Raw genomic sequence first — 19,235 nt, 5'->3', positions numbered from 1 at the left:
GGTATATCCGCACGGAACCACAACGCTGCGCTGACCAAGAGATTTCATCTGCATGTCGATGACCGATACTGTGCTGGTATTGAGCAAGGACGCGTCACGAGCTAGAGATCTGAAGACCATTCTTGAATTCGTGGGAGAGGAAACCGTCCTGGATGACGGGCCTTCCCGCGAGATACTGACTACCGACGATGAGCAGGCCCGGGCCGACCTCGGGGTGGCAATTGTCGCCAGCGAGGGGCCAGTGGATGTCGTTGACGACATCAGTATGGTGTGCAGTGCGGAACCCGGCCTGCCGATACTGGTGGTGGGTAATCCGGACCTCGAAGCCCTGGATGACGATTGCCGGGAACGGGTCATTGCACGCCTCGAGTGGCCGCCGAACTACACTAAGTTCGTGGATTCCCTCTACCGGGCCCAGATCTTCCGTGATCAGTACCTGCGCAGCCGTGGGCGCGGTCCCGGGCAGCAACGGGGCATCATGTTGTTCCGCAGCCTGGTGGGGACCTCCCGGAGCGTCAAGGGCGTGCGGGAACTGATGGCCCAGGTCGCGGACAAGGATGTCAGTGTGCTGATCACCGGCGAATCCGGTACCGGCAAGGAGGTGGTGGCCCGTAACCTGCACTACCATTCCCCCCGTCGCGACAAGCCCTTTGTCCCGGTCAATTGCGGCGCGATACCGGCGGAACTGCTGGAAAGCGAGCTGTTTGGTCACGAGAAAGGGGCGTTCACCGGCGCCATCACCGCCCGGGTCGGCCGTTTCGAGCTGGCGGAAGGGGGAACCCTGTTCCTGGATGAAATCGGTGACATGCCCCTGAACATGCAGGTGAAGATCCTCCGCGTCCTGCAGGAGCGCACTTTCGAGAAGGTAGGCAGCAACCGTACCCAGAGTGCGGACGTGCGGATCGTCGCCGCTACCCACAAGAACCTTGAGGACATGATTGAGAAGGGGGATTTCCGGGAGGACCTCTACTACCGGCTCAATGTCTTTCCCATCGAGATGCCAGCGTTGCGGGAACGGGCGGAGGATATTCCGCTACTGATCAATGAACTGATCGCACGCATGGAAAAGGAAAAGCGGGGCTCCCTGCGGCTCAACTCCGCCGCCATCCTGAGCCTGTGTCGCCATGACTGGCCCGGCAATGTGCGGGAACTGGCCAACCTGGTGGAGCGACTTGCCATCATGCATCCCTTTGGCGTGATCGGTGTGCAGGAACTGCCGAAGAAGTTTCGTTACGTGGATGACTATGACGAGACGCTGGCCATGGAGGATAACACCATGCCATCGGGTGTGCCGGGCCTGGTGGGCCTGGATGCCCCGGCATTACTGCCGGTCAACGGCATTGACCTGAAGGACTACCTGTCGAACCTGGAAAAGCAGCTGATCCAGCAGGCCCTGGACGAGACCAACGGGGTTGTTGCCCGTGCCGCGGAGAAGCTGCGTATCCGCCGGACTACCCTGGTGGAAAAGGTTCGAAAATACGGTCTCCGGGAGGAGGAAGAGGGCTGACGGAATTTTGTCAGCTTCTTCCCCTTATCCGGCTACGCTTTTTTTCTGTTCTTCCTACCCCTTGTAAATAAAGAAGAAATCCTACCTGGCACGGCTCCTGCTATCCCGACCCTGAATCATTACATTATGGTCAGGGGGAAGCATGAGACAGTTCCAGACGGCAATACCTGCCTCCCGTTCCGGGGAGCCCGGCCCGGCGGCCGAAGCCAATGACAAGGTAACCGCGCTGTTTCCATCACAGGATGAGGACGCCGCCGTCGATACGGCACTGGACCTGTTCAACCAGATGTCACGGCAGATTACCGACTCCTACCGTACTCTGGAGTCCCGGGTGAACCAGCTTTCCGGTGAACTGACCGCAGAAACCCGCCAGCGCCAGCACGAACTGGAAGAGAAGGAGCGGCTGGCGGATCGCCTGTCGACCCTGCTTTCCGCGTTGCCCGCCGGTGTGATTGTGCTGGACAGCCAGGGCGCCGTGGCCCAGTGCAATCCAGCGGCGGTGGCCCTGTTGGGGGAGCCGCTGGAAGGCGAACGCTGGGTGAGCGTTATCCAGCGCTGCTTTGCTCCCCGGCGTGACGATGGTCATGAGGTTTCCCTCAAGGACGGTCGTCGCGTCAGCATTGAGATCCGGACCATGGAGAATGAGCCGGGCCAGTTGATCCTGCTTACTGACCTGACCGAGACCCGCCAGCTGCAGGCCCAGCTTGCCCATGCCCAGCGACTGTCAGCCATGGGCCGTATGGTGGCCTCCCTGGCCCACCAGATCCGCACTCCGCTGTCGGCGGCGATCCTCTACGGTGGGCACCTGTCCCAGCCGGATCTGGACGAGGAATTGCGCCAGCGTTGTGCCGACCGCCTGATGTCCCGACTCACCCACCTGGAGTCCCAGGTGCGGGATATGCTGACCTTTGCCCGGGGCGAGACCCGTCTCGCGGAGGCGTTGTCCTCCGGCCAGGTGGCGGAAGGCCTGCAGGCCGGGGTAGATGGACTGAAACTGGCCGATGATCAACAGGTCATGGTTAGCGCCGACGGTCCGGAGGTTCCCCTGATGTGCAATCGTGAAGCCCTGGTGGGGGCCTGCATGAACCTGGTGAACAACAGCCTTGAAGCTGGCGCGAAGCAGGTGGCACTGACCCTGGTGGGCACCCGGGACGAACTGGAGATTGCCGTGGTGGACGACGGTCCGGGCTTTCCCGGGGACAAGGCCAACGAACTGATGGAGGCCTTCTATACCACCAAGTCCCACGGCACTGGCCTGGGGCTGGCAGTGGTACAGGCGGTGGTCAAGGCCCACAACGGGCAGTTCAGCCTGGCCGCCATGCCCCGGGGAGGCGCCTGTGCGTCGATCCGGCTTCCGGCGGCCCGTACCACCACCGTGCCCCATAACCAGAACACACATTCCTGACAGGAAGGACAGTCGGAGGACGTCATGGCCCGACCCCAGATTCTTATCGTTGAAGACGACCACGACCTGCGTGAAGCGCTGGTCACCACCCTTGAACTGGCCCGTTTCCGGGTGCGGGAAGCCGCTACCGGTGAAAAGGCCCTGGAAGAGCTGGCCCGCGGACCAGTGGACATGGTGGTCAGCGACGTGAACATGCCGGGCATGTCCGGCCATGACCTGCTGGCGGAAGTGCTGCGACACTATCCCGGCCTGCCGATGATGCTGATCACCGCCTACGGTCAGATCAGCGATGCCGTTAACGCCATGCAGACCGGTGCCATTGATTACCTGGTAAAGCCGTTCGAACCCCAGGTGCTGGTGGACGCGGTGGAGAAAGTGATCGGCGCCGGTGCCCGGCGTAACCGGCGGAGCGATGAGCCGGTAGCGGAAGACCCTATCAGCAAGCGCCTGTTCCAGTTGGCGAAGAAGGTGGCCGCCAGCGATTCCACGGTAATGATCTCCGGGGAGAGCGGCACCGGCAAGGAGGTGCTGGCGCGGTTTATCCACCAGAATTCCAGCCGTGATGACCAACCGTTCGTGGCCATCAACTGTGCGGCCATTCCGGAGAACATGCTGGAGGCCATCCTGTTTGGTCACGAGAAGGGGGCCTTTACCGGTGCCCACGCCTCGTCACCGGGCAAGTTCGAACAGGCCAACGGTGGCACCATCCTGCTGGACGAGATTTCGGAAATGGATCTGGGCCTGCAGTCGAAACTGTTGCGGGTGCTGCAGGAGCGGGAAGTGGAGCGGGTCGGCGGACGCCGTACCATCAGCCTGGATGTCCGTGTCCTGGCTACTACCAACCGTGACCTGGCGGAGTATGTTCGCGAGGGCAAGTTCCGGGAGGACCTCTACTATCGGCTAAGCGTTCTGCCAATGCACTGGCACCCGCTGCGGGACCGCCCAAGGGATATCCTGCCCCTGGCGGAACACCTGCTGCGCCAGCACAGCCGCAAGATGAAGCTCACCGGCGTGAGTCTGGGAGCGGATGCGCGCCAGGCACTGCAGCAGCATTCCTGGCCCGGTAATGTGCGGGAACTGGATAACGCCATCCAGCGCGCCCTGGTACTGCACCAGGGCGCGGAGATCCAGGCGGAGGACCTGTGCCTGGAGATGGGCATTACCGGCCTTGGGGGCTCGCCCCGGCCTTCGGCGGCCATGTCGCCATCACAACCGGTCCATGCCGGAACCGGTGTTGCCAACACAGGCTCTGTGGTGCCGGCGGAGGCGGTCGCCGCAACACCGCCGGAACCGGAGGACGATGGTGGATCCCTGGGGGATGAAATCCGTCGCCGGGAGTTCCGAATTATCATCGACACCCTCAAGCGGGAACGGGGCCGCCGCAACCGGGCTGCCGAGCAGTTGGGGATCAGCCCCAGGACGCTGCGCTATAAGCTCGCCCAGATGCGGGACTTCGGTATCGATCTGGATGCCGAGCTGGCCATGGCCGGTTAATCAATGCCCGCCGGGCAAGTGTTTCTCCTTCCTTCGGCGCCTTCGGGCGCCGTTTATCTTTCTGGCGCCCACAGCGCTGCCCTTGCCTCAGGCTATGATTTGGTAGCCCCTTATTCTCCTCCAGGCCCCGTCAAAAACCCGGCATGGCCTTTATGGGTTTCCATGGATGTTTTCTTAATCTGCTGTAATTAAAGGATAAAAAGAACCTGGCCGGAAATTTGCAAATTCTGCCCCAGACAGACTTTCAGCCATGCCGCCCCCAGCGGCGGCAGGTACAGGAACCGTTTTCGGGAGCGGAGAGACAACCATGGTCCAGCGAGCCGATATCAACAACGTTCTCTCAGAGATGCGTAACCTGCGTGCCCAGATGCAGCAGAACCAGCGCATGGAAAACGACCTTGCCGTCAGGGGGCAGGTGGACAAGCCGGCAGGTCCGGAGAAGGTGCAGGAGACCTCGGGGTTTGGCGACATGCTAAACCAGGCGGTGGACAAGGTTAACGACCTTCAGTCGACAACGGGAGAACTGCGCACGGCCTACGAACAGGGTGACCCCAACGTCGATATCACCCGGGTGATGGTGGCCTCCCAGAAGTCATCGGTTGCCTTCGATGCCCTGAGCCAGGTGCGTAACAAGGTCGTGCAGGCCTACGAAGACATCATGAACATGCCGATCTGACGGCGGTTTAGACGAGTTATCAACGGAGCAACGTCATGGCCACTGCAGCCTCAGAAGCCACTTCCACCAATCTGGCCACCACCGGCACGGATGAGGAGAACGAAAGCAGCAGCCCTCTGCTGTTCGGTTTCAACCGCCTGAACCTGCTGCGCCAGATCGGCCTGATGGTTGGCCTGGCCGCCAGCGTGGCGCTGGGTGTGGCGGTGGTGTTGTGGGCCCAGGAACCCAACTACCAGCCGGTGCTGGGCGACCTGTCCAGTTACAACCCCCAGGACGTCTCCAGCATCCTCGACCAGAGTGGCATCCAGTACCGTATGGATCCGCGCAGCGGTGCGCTGCTTGTGGCTTCCGACGATGTCTACAATGCCCGCCTGAAACTCGCTGCCGAAGGCGTCACCGATAAGGAAACCATTGGATATGAGCTGTTGGACCAGGACCAGGGGCTGGGCACCTCCCAGTTCATGGAGACTGTCAGCTTCCGCCGTGGCCTGGAAGGGGAACTGGCCCGCACCATCAGCAGCATGCGAAGCGTCAAGTCGGCCCGGGTGCACCTGGCCATCCCGGAACGGTCGGTGTTTGTCCGTGATGCCCGGGAACCCAGCGCCTCGGTATTCCTGAATGTTTTCGCGGGCCGCCGTGTTGAGCAGGAACAGATCAACGCCATCGTCAACCTGGTGGCTGGCAGTGTGCCGGAAATGAACCGTGAGAGCGTGACCGTCGTTGACCAGAACGGCAACCTGCTGACCGGTCGTGATGAGGATGCCGAACGTCAGGACATGCAGGAGCAATACGAGTACACCGAGCGGGTGGAGGAGCGTCTGACCAAGCGGGTGGCGTCCATGATCAGCCCCATTGTCGGTGACAGCCGCTTCCGGGCGGAGGTCAGCGCCGACCTGGACTTCTCGTCGGTGGAACAGGCGGAGGAGCTGTTCAATCCCGAGCAACAGGCGGTACGCAGTGAACGGGAGATGTCGGAGCAGCGTGCCTCCGGTGCTCAGGGGGGCATCCCCGGTGCCCTGTCCAACCAACCGCCGGGTGAAGCCGCCGTGCCGGAACAGGCGGGTGCGGGCCAGGCTGAAGAAGGGGAAGACGGCGAGGAGCAGGCGCAACCGGTGGACATCCGCCGTGAGAGCACCCGCAACTACGAGATCGATCGTACGGTCAGCTATATCCGCCAGGCCCAGGGCGATGTCAAGCGCCTGACCGTGGCGGTGGCGGTGGACGACAAGCGCGTGGTCAACCCCGATACCGGTGAGGTCACCTACGAGCCCTGGCAGGAGCAGGAGCTGCAGCGCCTGAACATGCTGGTGCGGGACGCGGTGGGTTACTCCGCGGCCCGGGGTGACAGCGTCACGGTCATGAACACCGCCTTCGCGCCGGAAGAGGAGGTACAGTACGAGGCCCCGGGCTTCTGGGAACAGCCCTGGTTCTGGAACCTGATGAAACAGGTGCTGGCCGGTATCGTTATCCTGGCACTGGTGCTGGGCCTGTTGCGCCCGGTACTCAAGACCATCTCCGGCGGCGGCCGCCGCGAATCCGGTATGGATGAGGATGGCATCCGGGGCTCCTACGACGACCTTGGCGAGGTTGGCAGTGACCGGGCCCTGGCGGATGCCATGAGTGGCCAGGACGAGCTGCTTTTGCCCGGCGCCACTGACAGCTATGATAGACACCTGAACGCATTGAAAGGGCTGATTGCCGAAGACCCCGCCCGGGTTGCTCAGGTAATGCGCCAGTGGGTGAACGTCGATGAGTGAAGAAAACCGCCAGGAAGCTGACAGCAAACAGCTTCGCCGCAAGATTCCCCGGGTCGAGCAGGCCGCTATCCTGCTGATGTCACTGGGTGAGTCGGATGCGGCGGAAATCCTCAAGCACATGGGGCCGAAGGAAGTCCAGCGGGTGGGCGTGGCCATGGCCCAGATGAAGGACGTCAGCAAGGACGAGGTGTCCTACGTGATGAACGAGTTTGTCGACGCCGTGGGCGGCCAGACCGGCCTGGGCGTGGGCAACGACGATTATATCCGCACCATGCTGACCCAGGCCCTCGGGGACGACAAGGCGGCCAGCCTGATCGACCGTATCCTTATCGGCGGCAACACCACCGGCCTGGATACCCTCAAATGGATGGAACCGCGGGCGGTGGGGGACATCATCCGTTACGAACACCCCCAGATCCAGGCCATTGTCATCTCCTACCTGGACCCGGACCAGGCCGCCGAGATCCTGGCGACCCTGGATGACAAGGTTCGGCTCGATGTGATGATGCGGGTGGCGTCGCTGGAGAGCATCCAGCCCCAGGCCTTGCAGGAACTCAACGATATCCTCGAGAAGCAGTTCTCCGGCGGTTCCGCGGCCCAGACCAGTCGCATTGGCGGCATCAAGCGGGCGGCGGATATCATGAACTTCATGGACCGTTCCATCGAGGGTGGCCTGATGGATTCCATCAAGGATATGGATCCGGATCTCGCTTCCACCATTGAGGACCTGATGTTCGTCTTCGACAACCTGGCGGATATCGACGACCGGGGTATCCAGTCGCTGCTGCGGGAAGTGTCCTCGGAAGTCCTCGTGGTGGCCCTCAAGGGGGCCGACGACGGGGTCAAGGACAAGATCTTCCGCAACATGTCCAAGCGTGCGGCCGAGCTGCTGCAGGATGACCTGGAAGCCAAGGGGCCGGTCCGGGTGAGCGAAGTGGAATCCGCCCAGAAGGATATTATCACCATCGCCCGTCGCATGGCGGAAGCTGGTGAGATCACCCTGGGTGGTTCCGGCGAAGAAATGATGTGATGAGCGATTCCCGCCGACGCACACGCATTCCTCCCGAAGAACTCAGCGCCTGGGAGCGCTGGGAACTGCCCCTGCTGGACGAACGGGGCAACGAGGTGTCCCGGGACGAGGAAGTGGACGTCAAGCCGCTGACCGCAGCGGATATCGAGGCGATCCGCCAGTCCGCCTGGGAGGAAGGTCGGCAAGAGGGTCGGCAGGCGGGCCACGAGGAAGGTCTGTCCCAGGGGCTGGAAGAGGGGCGCGAACGGGGCTATCAGGAAGGTCGGGAGACCGGCGAACAGGAGGGCCGTGAGCAGGCGGCCGCCGATGCCCGCGCCGAGGTGGACGAGAAACTGGCGCGGCTGGAGTCCGTCATGGGCGAACTGCTGGCCCCCATCGAACGGCACCGGGATGAGCTGGAATCGGCACTGGTCAACCTGGCCACGGTACTGGCCAGATCGGTGATCCACCGTGAACTGTCCCTGGACTCCTCCCAGATTCGCCAGGTGGTGATGGACGCGGTGAGCAGTCTGCCGTCCACCCGGGAGAATGTCCGTATCCGCATCCATCCCACCGATATGGAATGGGTGCGGGAGGCCGCCGATCGTCTCGACGCGGAGGTGTCCATCAGTGGGGACGACAGTATCCTGCCAGGGGGCTGTACTGTGGAAACCCGTCATTCCCTGGTGGACTACACCGTTGAGAAGCGCTTCCAGAAGGCGGTGCAGGCGATGCTGGACCAGCAACTGGGAACCGCCTCCCAGGGCGAGAGTGACGAGCTCGAATCGGTGATGGGCGACCTGTCCGATTTCCACCGGGATGTGCTGGAAGAACCGGGAGAGTCCGACGATGACCAGCAGCCTGACTGAACGCCTCCAGCGACTGGCTTCCAACGTTCCCCAACGACCCCGCCCGGAATTGTCCGGCCGCCTGACCCGTATGGTGGGTCTGACACTGGAGTGCGTCGGCTGCCCGATGGTGGTGGGCGACCGCTGCATGATCCTCGGCCACGACACCAGCACCGTGGAAGCGGAGGTGGTCGGGTTCGAGGATGACCGCGTCTACCTTATGCCCCTGACCGCCATCGAAGGTCTGCGACCGGGGGCACGGGTTATTCCCCTGTCGGCGGCGAGCCGGGTGCCGGTGGGGCACGGCCTGCTGGGCCGGGTCGTCAACGGCAACGGCGAGCCCCTGGACGACCGGGGCCCGCTGGAGGTGGAAGCCCGTGTGCCCCTGGCCGGGGAGATCATCAATCCCCTCAACCGGGCGCCGGTGCGGACTTCCATGGACGTGGGCATTCGCGCCATCAACGCCCTGCTGACCGTGGGCCAGGGCCAACGCCTGGGCCTTTTTGCCGGCAGTGGTGTGGGCAAGAGCATGCTGCTGGGCATGATGACCCGCTTTACCGATGCGGATATCACTGTGGTGGGCCTGATTGGCGAGCGGGGTCGGGAGGTGAAGGAGTTCATCGACGATATCCTGGGGGAAGAGGGCCTGTCCCGTTCCGTAGTGGTTGCCTCCCCGGCGGACGACTCTCCGCTGATGCGCCTGCGGGCCGCCATGCTCACCACCCGCATCGCCGAGTACTATCGCGACCAGGGCAAAAGGGTGCTGCTGCTGATGGATTCCCTGACCCGCTATGCCCAGGCCCAGCGGGAAATTGCCCTGGCGGTGGGCGAGCCGCCCGCCACCAAGGGGTATCCGCCGTCGGTGTTCGCCAAGCTGCCGCAACTGGTGGAACGCACCGGTAATGGCAAGCCCGGGGGCGGTTCCATCACCGCGTTCTACACGGTACTGACCGAAGGTGACGACCAGCAGGATCCGGTGGCGGATTCCGCCCGCGCCATCCTGGATGGCCATATCGTACTGTCCCGACGACTGGCGGAGGAGGGCCATTACCCGGCCATCGACGTGGAGGCCTCGGTCAGTCGGGTCATGCCCCATGTTACCGAACAGGATCATTTTGCCCGGGCGCAGCGGTTCAAGCAGGTCTATTCCCGCTACCAGCAGGCCCGCGACCTGATCAGTGTTGGTGCCTATGTGAAGGGCTCGGACCAGGAAACCGATTTCGCCATTCGCTATATCGACCGTATGGGGGATTTCCTGCAGCAGGGGCTGAATGAGGCCGCCCCCTTCGGCGAGTCCGTGGACCAGTTGCTGTCGCTGTTGCCGGAAAAACCGGCCAGATCGCAGACGGCGGATAGTGGCCAGCCCGGGGGTGGTGAATGACCACTCGCTCGCAACGCCTGCAGGTGGTGCTGACGCTGGAGGAACGCAAGGAACAGGAAGCCCTGGATCGCATGAACGGAGTTCGCAACCAGTGGCAGGTGGAGAAAGACCGCCTGGACGAACTGGGCCGCTACCAGCGGGAATACCACCAGCAGATGCGTGCCCAGCAACAGGGGACCGTGCCGGTAAGCCGGCTCCAGGGCTGGCAGAACTTCATCGCCCGCCTGGACCTGCTTATTGGCGATCAGCAGAAGCGTGTGGCACAGGCCGCCGAACGCCTGGAGCAGGCCCGGCAGAACTGGCAACAGGCCTGGGAACGCCGCCGGGGCATGGAAAAGTACATCGACACCTGCCGCGCCCAGGAACAGCGTGCCCGGGACCTGACGGAACAGAAACAGGCCGACGAAGCCGCCGCCCGGCAGTTCTCCCGGCGCCGCCAGTAGGCCCTTCCTCCTTCCGCTGCGTTGCGATGGCGATGTCTTTCTACTGCAATACAAATCCCTTTCCATTGTCTATCCTGAAGGGGCACAGAATGTGCCTGGGCCTTGAATGGAGGAAACCTATGCCGGTTAACACCCGACGCAGTGAGGATGGTGAAACGCGGATCATCGCCATCGAAGGTCGTTTTGACTTCAGTACCCACCAGGCTTTCCGTGATGCCTATGAGAAGGATTCCGAGGGCGTACTGCATTGGGTCGTGGACATGTCCGACACCAGCTACCTGGACAGCTCAGCCCTGGGCATGCTGCTGTTACTGCGGGACTTTGCCGGAGGCGACAAGGCCAGTATCCGGATAGAGAACTGCAACAGCGACGTGCGCCGTATACTGACCATCTCCAATTTTGAGCAGCTGTTTTCCATACGCTGACTATTTGCAACAGCGGCCAACCGTGGTGAGAGGATGCGCCCGTGACGGATTCCGCACACCCCCGACCCCTGCGTCTGCTGATCGCTGATGACAGCAATACCGATCGCCTGATTCTGGAGGCCATCCTGTCCCGTCAGGGCCACGACGTGCGGGCCGCGAAGGATGGTCAGGCGGCCCTGGAGCTCTACGAATCCTGGTCCCCGGACATGGTGCTGCTGGATGTGATGATGCCGCGGCTGGATGGCACCGAGGCGGCCCGTCGCATCAAGGCGCTGGCGGGGGAGCGGCTGGTGCCGGTGATCTTCCTCACCTCCCTGTCGGACGCCGGCTCCCTGGCCCAGTGTCTGGATTCCGGCGGTGACGATTTCCTGCCCAAACCCTATAACCCCGTCATCATCCAGGCCAAGCTGGGGGCCTTTGACCGCATGCGGCGCATGCATGAGACCCTGACCCGCCAGCGGGACCTGATCCGGGAGCGCAACGATCAGTTGCTGGAAGAGCAGGTGACGGCCCGCCGGGTGTTTGACAATATCGCCCATACCGGGTGCCTGGACGTGTCCACTATCCGCTATCACGCCTCGCCGTTGTCCGTCTTCAATGGTGACATCCTGTTTGCCTGTCCCAGGCCTGCCGGGGGCATGCACCTGCTGGTGGGTGATTTTACCGGCCACGGCCTGCCGGCGGCGATCGGCGCCCTGCCGGTGGCGGAGATCTTCTACGGCATGACCAGCAAGGGTTTCGCCGGAGATGATGTGCTCAGGGAACTCAACCAGAAGCTGGTACGCATCCTGCCCACGGGGATGTTCTGTTGTGCCTTCTTTGCCGAGGTAGACTTCCGCGACCGCTACCTCCGGGTCTGGAACGGCGGACTACCCGACGGATTTATCCTGCGCGGGGATGGCTCCCGGGAATCCCTGGTCTCAACCAGCCTTCCCCTGGGGGTGCTGGCGCCGGAACGGTTTGCTGCGCCCATGTCCGAGTATACCGTCTGCCCCGGTGACCAACTGCTGCTGATGACGGACGGCGTGCTGGAGACTACCAACCCCGATGGTGACTGGTTCGGGGATGAGGGGCTGGCCCGGGTGCTGGATGACCGGTCACGGGAGCAGTCACCGGTGGACCTCCTGCTGGAGGACATCAGGCGGTTCAGTGGCCGGAGCGAGGATACCGATGACCTGACCATCCTGGCCCTGCGGATCACTGAGCATGATCCGGTGGCCAGCCAGACACTGGCGGCCACCCAGTCGGCGCTGACCGGCCCCGCCGCCTGGAGCTGCAGTTACCAGGTGGATGGCGAAACCCTGGCCCGGTTCAGTCCGTTGCCGCTGCTGCTGCATGTGTGTATGTCGGTAGCGGGGCTGCGCCAGCATAGCGGGTCGATCTATACCATACTGTCGGAACTCTACAACAATGCCCTGGAGCATGGCGTGCTGGAGCTACCATCGTCGTGGAAGGATGGCCCGGAAGGCTTCAGTCGATATTATGCTGAGCGGGAGAAGCGTCTGGGCGACGTGGGGGAGGGGCACTACATACGTTTCGAGCTTGAACACCGGCTGGGTTCGTCCGGTGGTCGCCTGGTGATCCGCTGCCAGGACTCCGGCGAGGGTTTTGACCGGGGACAGGCTCTGGCAGGGGGCGACGGTCCGGGGTATGCTGGTCGAGGCATTCCTTTGATAAAGAGGTTGTCCAGTGATCTGACATACAATACGCAAGGAAATTGTGCCGAAGTAGTATATGATTGGGAGTTGGCTGATGTCGGGAGGTCGCAGGATCAGTAGCGATGCTGGTACCTTTGTGATGGCGTCCCGTGCAGGTTTCCTCAGTGTCGGGTTGTATTTTGTCGATACGCCCAGACTATAGGTATGCAAACACATCAAGAGCCTGATGTACCTTTGGCTCCCAAGAGGTTGGTTATGAACGATAAGCCACACCTTGATGAAGAGGCTCTGGCCGAACTGCGGGACGTGATGGAGGATGAGTTCGACATCCTTATCCAGACCTACATCAACGATTCCAGCGAACGTATTGAAGCGCTTCATCAGGCCCTGTCAGGCGACGACCAGGCGTCGTTCGCCAAAACCGCCCACAGTTTCAAGGGCAGCAGCATCAATATCGGCGCCTCCCGCCTTGGAGACCTTTGCCTGAGCGCCGAAAAAGCCGGACGTGAAGGGCGCATGGATGACGCCAGGCAACTGTTACCGGAACTGGAAGCCGAGTTCGTCACGGTTCGTCAACTCATGGAAGAATCCCTCCACGTCTGATCCTCGTCTAGTGTGCCGGACTGGCACCGGTTTTGCACAATAGCTGATAAACCAGCCCCTCTGGGGCGCCCCCAGTGAATCAGCGGCAAGAGGTTGCCATGTCCGGAATGGTTCTGAACCAGTTACTCACTCCTGAATCGGGTACCGACCGCCCCGGTGCCGACAAGGCCCTGGACGGGGCTGTCCAGGGTCGGCCCGAGAGCGGGCCCAGTCGTTACGACGAGGTGGTCCGGCAACAGGAAAAACGCCTGGAACAACGGCGTGCCGAAGAGCGCTCTGCGCAGCGCAAGCGGGACCAGGAAGACCTGCGGCAGAAGCAGGACGCTGCCAAGGCAGACACCGCAAAGGCAGAGAACGCAAAGGAGGAGCGCGCCAACCGGTCAGCGGAAGAGAACACCCAGGCGGCAAGGGACAGCCGCCCGGAGTCTGACCGGGACAGCCGGACCAGCAGGGAATCCCGTTCCGACGGGGACGGCCCCGACACCGCCAATGCGAATGCCTCAGAGGCTAAACCGGACAAGGTTGTCGATGACGTCGAGTCGGCAGGTATCGGGCTGCTGCAATACCTCCGGGATGGCGATGAAACCGGCATGACCGGCCTGATGATGCAGGGGCAGGCAGTTGAGGGAGCCGGTGTCTCCCAGGGCAAGTCGGCCCGTACCACCGCCCAGATGATCGCGTCATTGACCGGTACCGGACAGCAGCCGGGCGGCCTGCCGAAGGCCGGCGCCCTGTTTGCCGCCATGCTCGAGGCAGGTCAGGACAAGGGCGGCAAGCAGGGGCGTGAGCTTCTTGCCGGGCTCCAGGCCGGCGGTGTCCAGGCCCTGACGGACAGCGCCACCAGGTCCCCCGATACGTTGACGGCCCAGGTTGCCTCACGACTGACCGCACCGGAACTGACGCAGTCACTGAACCAGCCCGCCACCCTGCGGGGGCAGGAGGCCCAGGCCCTGATGCGAAACTACAGCACCAGTGTCGATGTGCCGGTGGGGGCCGATGAGTGGGGCGAGAAGGTGATGGGCAAGCTGGCCTGGCTTACCGCCAGCCAGATGTCGGTAGCGGAGATCCATGTGACGCCGCCGGACCTGGGACCCCTTGAGGTCCGGGTCCAGGTACAGAATGACCAGGCCACGGTGACCGTTCACACCTCCACGCCGGCGGTACGGGAGCAACTGGAACTCCACGGCCATCGCCTTCGGGATATGCTGAATGAACAGGGGCTGAGCCTGGACGGATTTGACGTGTCCGATTCCGCCGACCGTGACCGTTCGGAACAGAACGACGACGGTGATGAGTCCGCTAACAGCGGACCCGGGCAGGGGCTGGCCTCCGGTGATGCCGACACCGATGCCACCGAAATGACGGAGCTGGACCTGTCCTGGAAGGGAGAGCTCGACGTATACGCCTGACGGGTGGATTAGCCAGAGCTTGATCGAGCAGTTACACTTTTGTCAGCAATCGGAGGCCAGCCTCAGGGCTGGCCTTTTTGATGATGCGAATCCACCGTCAGGTGATTCCGGGGCGCGATCCAGGGGCACAACGACAGGTTGGCTCGGCCTTTGCTTCTATCCTGTTAAGGTGAATCCCTGGCGAATATCGGCAAAATATTGACGGATTTCTGAATGGCGCAGAACAATGAGGTGGCGGCACCACCGAAGAAAGGCCGGTTGAAGACGATGCTGCTCCTGGTCATCGTACTGGGGCTGGCCATTGGTCTCTCCATTGCCGGAACCCTCTGGTTCCTGGGCAAAGGCGACAGCAACACCGCCGACGTGGAGGAAAGGGGCAGCGTGGCGGAAGAGGCCTTCGTGCCATCCGGTTACCTGGTGATGGACAAACCGCTGGTTGCCACGGTTCAGCACCCGGGCCGGCCCCGCTACATCCAGGTGCACCTGGCCCTGGAGTCCAGCCAGGAGGCAGCGTTACAGGCCGCCGAGAAGCACATGCCGCTGTTGCGGAACACCCTGATTTCGGAGCTTGGGGGCCTGGAATTCATGGCACTGCAGACCAGTGAAGGGCGAGCGGCCCTGCCGGAGCAGTTGCTGGTGGCGGTCAACGAGACCCTGGAAGCGGAGGGGGAGCCCGCCGTCGACCGGGTCCTGTTAAGGAACTTCGTGATTCAGTGAAATCCGTTCAGGGGCAGGCAACGACCACATGACCATGGTGCCGTCCCGCTGAACTGCAGGCAGTCAGAGGCTGAAACTATGCAGGACCTACTCTCACAGGATGAAATCGATGCGCTGCTCCACGGGGTGGACGACGGCGATATCGATACCTATGACGAGACCGACGAAGAAGGCGTCAAGCAGTACGACCTGGCCAGTCAGGACCGGATCGTCCGTGGCCGGATGCCGACCCTCGAGATGATCAACGAGCGTTTTGCACGCTATACCCGCATCAGTCTGTTCAATCTCCTGCGTCGCAACGCCGATGTTTCCACCGGCGGCATCCAGATCATGAAATTTGGTGAGTACATCCACACCCTGTATGTGCCCACCAGTCTCAACCTGGTCAAGGTGCGCCCATTGCGGGGCACCGGCCTGTTCATCATGGACGCGAAGCTGGTGTTCAAGCTGGTGGACAATTTCTTCGGGGGAGAGGGGCGCCACGCCAAGATCGAGGGGCGGGAATTTACCCCCACCGAAACCCGCATCGTGCAGATGGTGCTGGATCAGGTCTTCGTAGACATGCGGGAGGCCTGGCAGGCGGTTCTCAAGGTGGACTTCGAGTACCTCAGTTCCGAGGTCAATCCGGCCATGGCGAACATCGTCAGCCCCAGTGAGGTGGTGGTGATCAGCACCTTCCATGTGGAACTGGACGGTGGCGGTGGGGAACTGCACCTGGCACTGCCTTATTCCATGATCGAGCCCATCCGGGAAGTACTGGACGCCGGTGTCCAGAGTGACATTGATGATGTGGACGAACGCTGGGTCAACGCCCTGCAGGAAGACATCCAGGATGTCCTGGTGCCGGTGAACGCGATGGTCTGCCGACGACGCATTTCCCTGCGGGAAGTGGCCAAGTTCAAGGCCGGCGACGTGATCCCGGTGGAGATGCCCGATAGCCTGGAGATGACGGCCAATGGTATTCCCATCTACAAGGCCACCATGGGCACACGGGACGGCAAGCTGGCACTCAGGATCAAGGAGCGCACCAAGCTTCCGGTGGTGAAAAAACAACTGAAGGTAGGTAAACATGGCTGACGAAGACAACAAAGACGACCGCGAGCTCAGCGAGGATGAAAAGCTGGCTGCCGAGTGGGAAGCAGCCATGGATGAATCCGGCGACAGTGAGGGCGAGCCTGAGCCCGCTGGCGGCGACCACGAAGACGAGTGGGCGGCGGCCATGGCCGAGGCCGAAGGGGCCGAACAGGCTGAAGAAACGAAAGGCAAGCAGGTAAAGGCCGCTCCCATGGAGGATTTTGGCGACCAGCCGGAACCTGGCGGAGTGGCCGGTACAGAACCTGACCTGGACGTGATCCTGGACATACCGGTGACCATTTCCATGGAGGTGGGTAACACCCAGATTCCCATCCGCAACCTGCTACAACTCAACCAGGGGTCAGTGATCGAGCTGGACCGGCTCGCCGGTGAACCCCTGGACGTGCTGGTGAACGGCACCCTGATCGCCCACGGGGAAGTGGTGATGGTGAACGAGAAGTTCGGTATCCGCCTGACCGACGTGATCAGCCCGGGCGAGCGCATCAAGCGCCTGCAGAAGTGACCATGGCCCGGCCCGTTTCCGTGCCCGCGGCGGCACTCGTCACCCTGTTGCCCGTACTGGCCCTGGCCCAGGATGCCGCTGTACCCGCAGCCCCGGAGCAGTCCGGTTCCGGGCAGGGGGATGCCCTGACCTCCCTGGCCACCCTGGGCATCGGCCTGCTGGTGGTGGTGGGGCTGATCTTCGGCTGTGCCTGGCTGGTCCGCCGCATGAGCGGCCTCACGGGTATGAACACCGGTGCCATGAAGGTGATTTCGGTGATGGCCCTGGGGGCCCGGGAACGGATTGCCCTGATCGATGTGGCCGGCACCCAGATTCTGGTCGGAATAACGCCCACTGCCATCCGCACCCTGCATGTGTTCGAGGAGCCCGTGGTGGCGCCGGGACAGGATGTAGGCGGTGATTTTGCGAAAAAACTCCAGGGCCTCATCGGTCGTAAATGGAAGCCGGACAGCACCGACCGGCAGGGAGGCGCGGACTGATGCGCTGGTGGTTGATCCTGGCGGGGTTGCTGCTGGCCCCGGATGTACTGGCCCAGGACGGTGGCAGCGGCATTCCCGGCATACCGGCGGTGACGGTTACCCCGGGGGAGCAGGGCGAGGAATACTCGGTAACCCTGCAGATCCTCGCCTTCATGACCGCGCTCACCTTCCTGCCGGCCATGCTGATGATGATGACGTCCTTTACCCGCATCATCGTGGTGTTCGCCATACTGCGCCAGGCCCTGGGGCTGCAATCCACACCATCGAACCAGATCCTGCTGGGGCTGGCCCTGTTTCTGAGCATCTTCATCATGAAACCGGTGTTCGAGGAAGCCAACCAGGTCGGCCTGCAGCCCTACCTGGCGGAGGAAATGACCTCCATGGAAGCGGTGGAGGCCGCCAGCGTGCCGTTCCGGGAGTTCATGCTGGCCCAGACCCGCGAAAGCGACCTGGGCCTGTTCATGCGTATCGCCGACGAACAGTACGACACCCCGGAGGATGTCTCCTTCTGGGTACTGATGCCGGCCTTCGTGACCAGCGAACTGAAGACCGCGTTCCAGATCGGCTTCATCCTGTTCATACCTTTCCTGATCATCGACATGGTGGTGGCCAGTGTATTGATGGCCATGGGGATGATGATGCTGTCGCCGATCATTATTTCGCTGCCGTTCAAGATCATGCTGTTCGTGCTGGTGGACGGCTGGGCGCTGATCATGGGTACACTGGCCGCCAGCTACGGCATATAGGGGGATCGCCATGACACCGGAAACCGTGATCGACATCATGCGCGAGGCACTGTGGATGATCGTGCTCCTGGCCAGCATGATCATCGTCCCCGGGCTGATGATCGGGTTGGTGGTCAGCACCTTCCAGGCGGCCACCCAGATCAACGAGCAGACCCTGAGCTTCCTGCCGCGCCTGCTGGTCACGCTGCTGGTGATTATCTTTGCCGGCCCCTGGATGCTGACGCAGCTGATTGATCATGCCGAAGGGCTGATCGGCAGCATTCCCTACCTGATCGGATGAGGCGGGCATGATCCCCGCCGATCTGAGCGCGGACCTTATCAGCCAGTGGGTAGGGCAGCACCTCTGGCCGCTGTTCCGGATCGCCAGCTTTTTCATGGTGATTCCGTTCATCGGAACGCAACTGGTACCCGCCCGGATCCGGCTTGGGCTGGCACTGCTGACCACCATCCTGATCGTTCCCATGCTGCCGCCGGTGCCACAGGTAGAGGCCCTCAGCGGTGAGGCGGTGATCATTACCCTGCAGCAGATCCTCATCGGCGTGGGGATGGGCTTCGCGTTGACGGCCCTGTTTCAGCTGTTTGTGATTGCCGGGCAGATGATCGCCATGCAGATGGGGCTTGGTTTCGCCTCCATGAACGACCCCTCCCACGGGGTTAACGTGACCATCCTGTCGCAGATCTACACCATCACCATTACCCTGCTGTACCTGGCCATGAACGGGCACCTGGTGGCAATCGAGGTGTTCCTGGAAAGCTTCCGGACCATTCCCATCGGCATGGAGGGATTGGGCCAGGAGGGCGTCTGGCAACTGGCTCACCGTATAAGCTGGATGTTCGTGTCCGCCATGTTACTGGCATTGCCGGCGGTAACCGCGGTGCTGATCGTCAACATTTCCTTCGGTGTCATGACCCGGGCGGCGCCGCAGATGAACATTTTCGCCCTGGGTTTCCCGATTGGCCTGGTTTTTGGATTGTTCTCCATATGGGTGCTGCACGCCAATTTTCTGCCACATTTCGAGCAGTACTCCCGCGAGACATTCCAATTCATGCGACAGCTCCAGGGGCAACCCTGACGTAGTAG

Annotated in this window: 20 protein-coding genes; all 20 read left to right on the top strand. The window is 62.2% G+C overall.

What is annotated here, in order from left to right; translation table 11 throughout:
• Window positions 1–52: 52 nt before the first annotated feature.
• The gene (locus ACJO3T_RS09895; protein WP_406978398.1) at window positions 53–1,507 is read left to right on the top strand and encodes a sigma-54 dependent transcriptional regulator; all 1,455 of its coding nucleotides are present in this window, start codon (window positions 53–55) and stop codon (window positions 1,505–1,507) included.
• A gap of 142 nt (window positions 1,508–1,649) precedes the next feature.
• Window positions 1,650–2,912, top strand: coding sequence for a sensor histidine kinase (locus tag ACJO3T_RS09890; protein ID WP_406964315.1), 1,263 nt, complete (start codon window positions 1,650–1,652; stop codon window positions 2,910–2,912).
• A gap of 24 nt (window positions 2,913–2,936) precedes the next feature.
• Window positions 2,937–4,406, top strand: coding sequence for a sigma-54-dependent transcriptional regulator (locus ACJO3T_RS09885; protein WP_406978397.1), 1,470 nt, complete (start codon window positions 2,937–2,939; stop codon window positions 4,404–4,406).
• A 307-nt stretch (window positions 4,407–4,713) separates the two neighbouring features.
• Window positions 4,714–5,082 carry a flagellar hook-basal body complex protein FliE gene (gene fliE, locus ACJO3T_RS09880; RefSeq protein ID WP_406964319.1) on the top strand — a complete coding sequence of 123 codons (369 nt, stop codon included), beginning with the start codon at window positions 4,714–4,716 and terminating at the stop codon, window positions 5,080–5,082.
• Window positions 5,083–5,117: 35 nt separating this feature from the next.
• Entirely contained in the window at window positions 5,118–6,839 is a 1,722-nt protein-coding gene (fliF, locus tag ACJO3T_RS09875; RefSeq protein ID WP_406964320.1) for a flagellar basal-body MS-ring/collar protein FliF, read from the top strand.
• A complete protein-coding gene (fliG, locus tag ACJO3T_RS09870) occupies window positions 6,832–7,869 on the top strand; it encodes a flagellar motor switch protein FliG (protein ID WP_406964321.1) in 1,038 nt (345 codons plus the stop codon). Before fliF ends, fliG begins: the two co-directional genes overlap by 8 nt.
• Window positions 7,869–8,717: a flagellar assembly protein FliH gene (locus ACJO3T_RS09865; RefSeq protein ID WP_406964323.1), complete on the top strand. Its 849-nt coding sequence runs from the start codon at window positions 7,869–7,871 to the stop codon at window positions 8,715–8,717. Before fliG ends, ACJO3T_RS09865 begins: the two co-directional genes overlap by 1 nt.
• The gene (gene fliI, locus ACJO3T_RS09860; RefSeq protein WP_406964325.1) at window positions 8,698–10,077 is read left to right on the top strand and encodes a flagellar protein export ATPase FliI; all 1,380 of its coding nucleotides are present in this window, start codon (window positions 8,698–8,700) and stop codon (window positions 10,075–10,077) included. The genes ACJO3T_RS09865 and fliI overlap by 20 nt, the downstream gene beginning before the upstream one ends.
• The gene (gene fliJ, locus ACJO3T_RS09855) at window positions 10,074–10,520 is read left to right on the top strand and encodes a flagellar export protein FliJ (RefSeq protein ID WP_406964326.1); all 447 of its coding nucleotides are present in this window, start codon (window positions 10,074–10,076) and stop codon (window positions 10,518–10,520) included. Before fliI ends, fliJ begins: the two co-directional genes overlap by 4 nt.
• A 119-nt stretch (window positions 10,521–10,639) precedes the next feature.
• Window positions 10,640–10,945 carry an STAS domain-containing protein gene (locus ACJO3T_RS09850; protein ID WP_406964327.1) on the top strand — a complete coding sequence of 102 codons (306 nt, stop codon included), beginning with the start codon at window positions 10,640–10,642 and terminating at the stop codon, window positions 10,943–10,945.
• 41 nt (window positions 10,946–10,986) lie between these two features.
• A complete protein-coding gene (locus tag ACJO3T_RS09845) occupies window positions 10,987–12,723 on the top strand; it encodes an ATP-binding SpoIIE family protein phosphatase (RefSeq protein ID WP_406978396.1) in 1,737 nt (578 codons plus the stop codon).
• Between the two features lie 135 nt (window positions 12,724–12,858).
• The gene (locus ACJO3T_RS09840) at window positions 12,859–13,206 is read left to right on the top strand and encodes an Hpt domain-containing protein (RefSeq protein WP_406964331.1); all 348 of its coding nucleotides are present in this window, start codon (window positions 12,859–12,861) and stop codon (window positions 13,204–13,206) included.
• Window positions 13,207–13,304: 98 nt separating this feature from the next.
• Window positions 13,305–14,615 (top strand): flagellar hook-length control protein FliK, encoded by a 1,311-nt coding sequence (locus ACJO3T_RS09835; RefSeq protein WP_406978395.1) that lies wholly within the window; start codon window positions 13,305–13,307, stop codon window positions 14,613–14,615.
• Between the two features lie 213 nt (window positions 14,616–14,828).
• Entirely contained in the window at window positions 14,829–15,332 is a 504-nt protein-coding gene (locus tag ACJO3T_RS09830; RefSeq protein ID WP_406978394.1) for a flagellar basal body-associated FliL family protein, read from the top strand.
• A 78-nt stretch (window positions 15,333–15,410) separates the two neighbouring features.
• A complete protein-coding gene (gene fliM, locus ACJO3T_RS09825; protein ID WP_406978393.1) occupies window positions 15,411–16,409 on the top strand; it encodes a flagellar motor switch protein FliM in 999 nt (332 codons plus the stop codon).
• Complete coding sequence (gene fliN, locus ACJO3T_RS09820) at window positions 16,402–16,929, top strand: flagellar motor switch protein FliN (RefSeq protein WP_406964337.1); 528 nt, start codon at window positions 16,402–16,404, stop codon at window positions 16,927–16,929. The genes fliM and fliN overlap by 8 nt, the downstream gene beginning before the upstream one ends.
• A gap of 2 nt (window positions 16,930–16,931) precedes the next feature.
• Entirely contained in the window at window positions 16,932–17,408 is a 477-nt protein-coding gene (gene fliO / locus ACJO3T_RS09815; RefSeq protein WP_406964338.1) for a flagellar biosynthetic protein FliO, read from the top strand.
• Window positions 17,408–18,154 (top strand): flagellar type III secretion system pore protein FliP, encoded by a 747-nt coding sequence (gene fliP, locus ACJO3T_RS09810; protein WP_406964340.1) that lies wholly within the window; start codon window positions 17,408–17,410, stop codon window positions 18,152–18,154. Before fliO ends, fliP begins: the two co-directional genes overlap by 1 nt.
• A gap of 10 nt (window positions 18,155–18,164) precedes the next feature.
• Complete coding sequence (gene fliQ, locus ACJO3T_RS09805; protein WP_406964342.1) at window positions 18,165–18,434, top strand: flagellar biosynthesis protein FliQ; 270 nt, start codon at window positions 18,165–18,167, stop codon at window positions 18,432–18,434.
• 7 nt (window positions 18,435–18,441) lie between these two features.
• Window positions 18,442–19,227, top strand: a complete 786-nt coding sequence (gene fliR / locus ACJO3T_RS09800) for a flagellar biosynthetic protein FliR (protein WP_328185054.1) — start codon at window positions 18,442–18,444, stop codon at window positions 19,225–19,227.
• Window positions 19,228–19,235 lie beyond the last annotated feature (8 nt).

The sequence above is a fragment of the Marinobacter shunpengi genome, from assembly GCF_045449715.1.
Classification (GTDB): domain Bacteria; phylum Pseudomonadota; class Gammaproteobacteria; order Pseudomonadales; family Oleiphilaceae; genus Marinobacter.
The sequence above is the reverse complement of the archived record's forward strand: the minus strand, read 5'-3'. Positions and strand labels throughout refer to the sequence as shown.

What these genes read in the sequence shown, in the direction of transcription:
- ACJO3T_RS09895 (WP_406978398.1), top strand. Translation starts at nt 53, where the DNA reads ATGTCGATGACCGATACTGTGCTGGTATTGAGCAAGGACGCGTCACGA.
- ACJO3T_RS09890 (WP_406964315.1), top strand. Translation starts at nt 1,650, where the DNA reads ATGAGACAGTTCCAGACGGCAATACCTGCCTCCCGTTCCGGGGAGCCC.
- ACJO3T_RS09885 (WP_406978397.1), top strand. Translation starts at nt 2,937, where the DNA reads ATGGCCCGACCCCAGATTCTTATCGTTGAAGACGACCACGACCTGCGT.
- fliE (WP_406964319.1), top strand. Translation starts at nt 4,714, where the DNA reads ATGGTCCAGCGAGCCGATATCAACAACGTTCTCTCAGAGATGCGTAAC.
- fliF (WP_406964320.1), top strand. Translation starts at nt 5,118, where the DNA reads ATGGCCACTGCAGCCTCAGAAGCCACTTCCACCAATCTGGCCACCACC.
- fliG (WP_406964321.1), top strand. Translation starts at nt 6,832, where the DNA reads ATGAGTGAAGAAAACCGCCAGGAAGCTGACAGCAAACAGCTTCGCCGC.
- ACJO3T_RS09865 (WP_406964323.1), top strand. Translation starts at nt 7,869, where the DNA reads ATGAGCGATTCCCGCCGACGCACACGCATTCCTCCCGAAGAACTCAGC.
- fliI (WP_406964325.1), top strand. Translation starts at nt 8,698, where the DNA reads ATGACCAGCAGCCTGACTGAACGCCTCCAGCGACTGGCTTCCAACGTT.
- fliJ (WP_406964326.1), top strand. Translation starts at nt 10,074, where the DNA reads ATGACCACTCGCTCGCAACGCCTGCAGGTGGTGCTGACGCTGGAGGAA.
- ACJO3T_RS09850 (WP_406964327.1), top strand. Translation starts at nt 10,640, where the DNA reads ATGCCGGTTAACACCCGACGCAGTGAGGATGGTGAAACGCGGATCATC.
- ACJO3T_RS09840 (WP_406964331.1), top strand. Translation starts at nt 12,859, where the DNA reads ATGAACGATAAGCCACACCTTGATGAAGAGGCTCTGGCCGAACTGCGG.
- ACJO3T_RS09835 (WP_406978395.1), top strand. Translation starts at nt 13,305, where the DNA reads ATGTCCGGAATGGTTCTGAACCAGTTACTCACTCCTGAATCGGGTACC.
- ACJO3T_RS09830 (WP_406978394.1), top strand. Translation starts at nt 14,829, where the DNA reads ATGGCGCAGAACAATGAGGTGGCGGCACCACCGAAGAAAGGCCGGTTG.
- fliM (WP_406978393.1), top strand. Translation starts at nt 15,411, where the DNA reads ATGCAGGACCTACTCTCACAGGATGAAATCGATGCGCTGCTCCACGGG.
- fliN (WP_406964337.1), top strand. Translation starts at nt 16,402, where the DNA reads ATGGCTGACGAAGACAACAAAGACGACCGCGAGCTCAGCGAGGATGAA.
- fliO (WP_406964338.1), top strand. Translation starts at nt 16,932, where the DNA reads ATGGCCCGGCCCGTTTCCGTGCCCGCGGCGGCACTCGTCACCCTGTTG.
- fliP (WP_406964340.1), top strand. Translation starts at nt 17,408, where the DNA reads ATGCGCTGGTGGTTGATCCTGGCGGGGTTGCTGCTGGCCCCGGATGTA.
- fliQ (WP_406964342.1), top strand. Translation starts at nt 18,165, where the DNA reads ATGACACCGGAAACCGTGATCGACATCATGCGCGAGGCACTGTGGATG.
- fliR (WP_328185054.1), top strand. Translation starts at nt 18,442, where the DNA reads ATGATCCCCGCCGATCTGAGCGCGGACCTTATCAGCCAGTGGGTAGGG.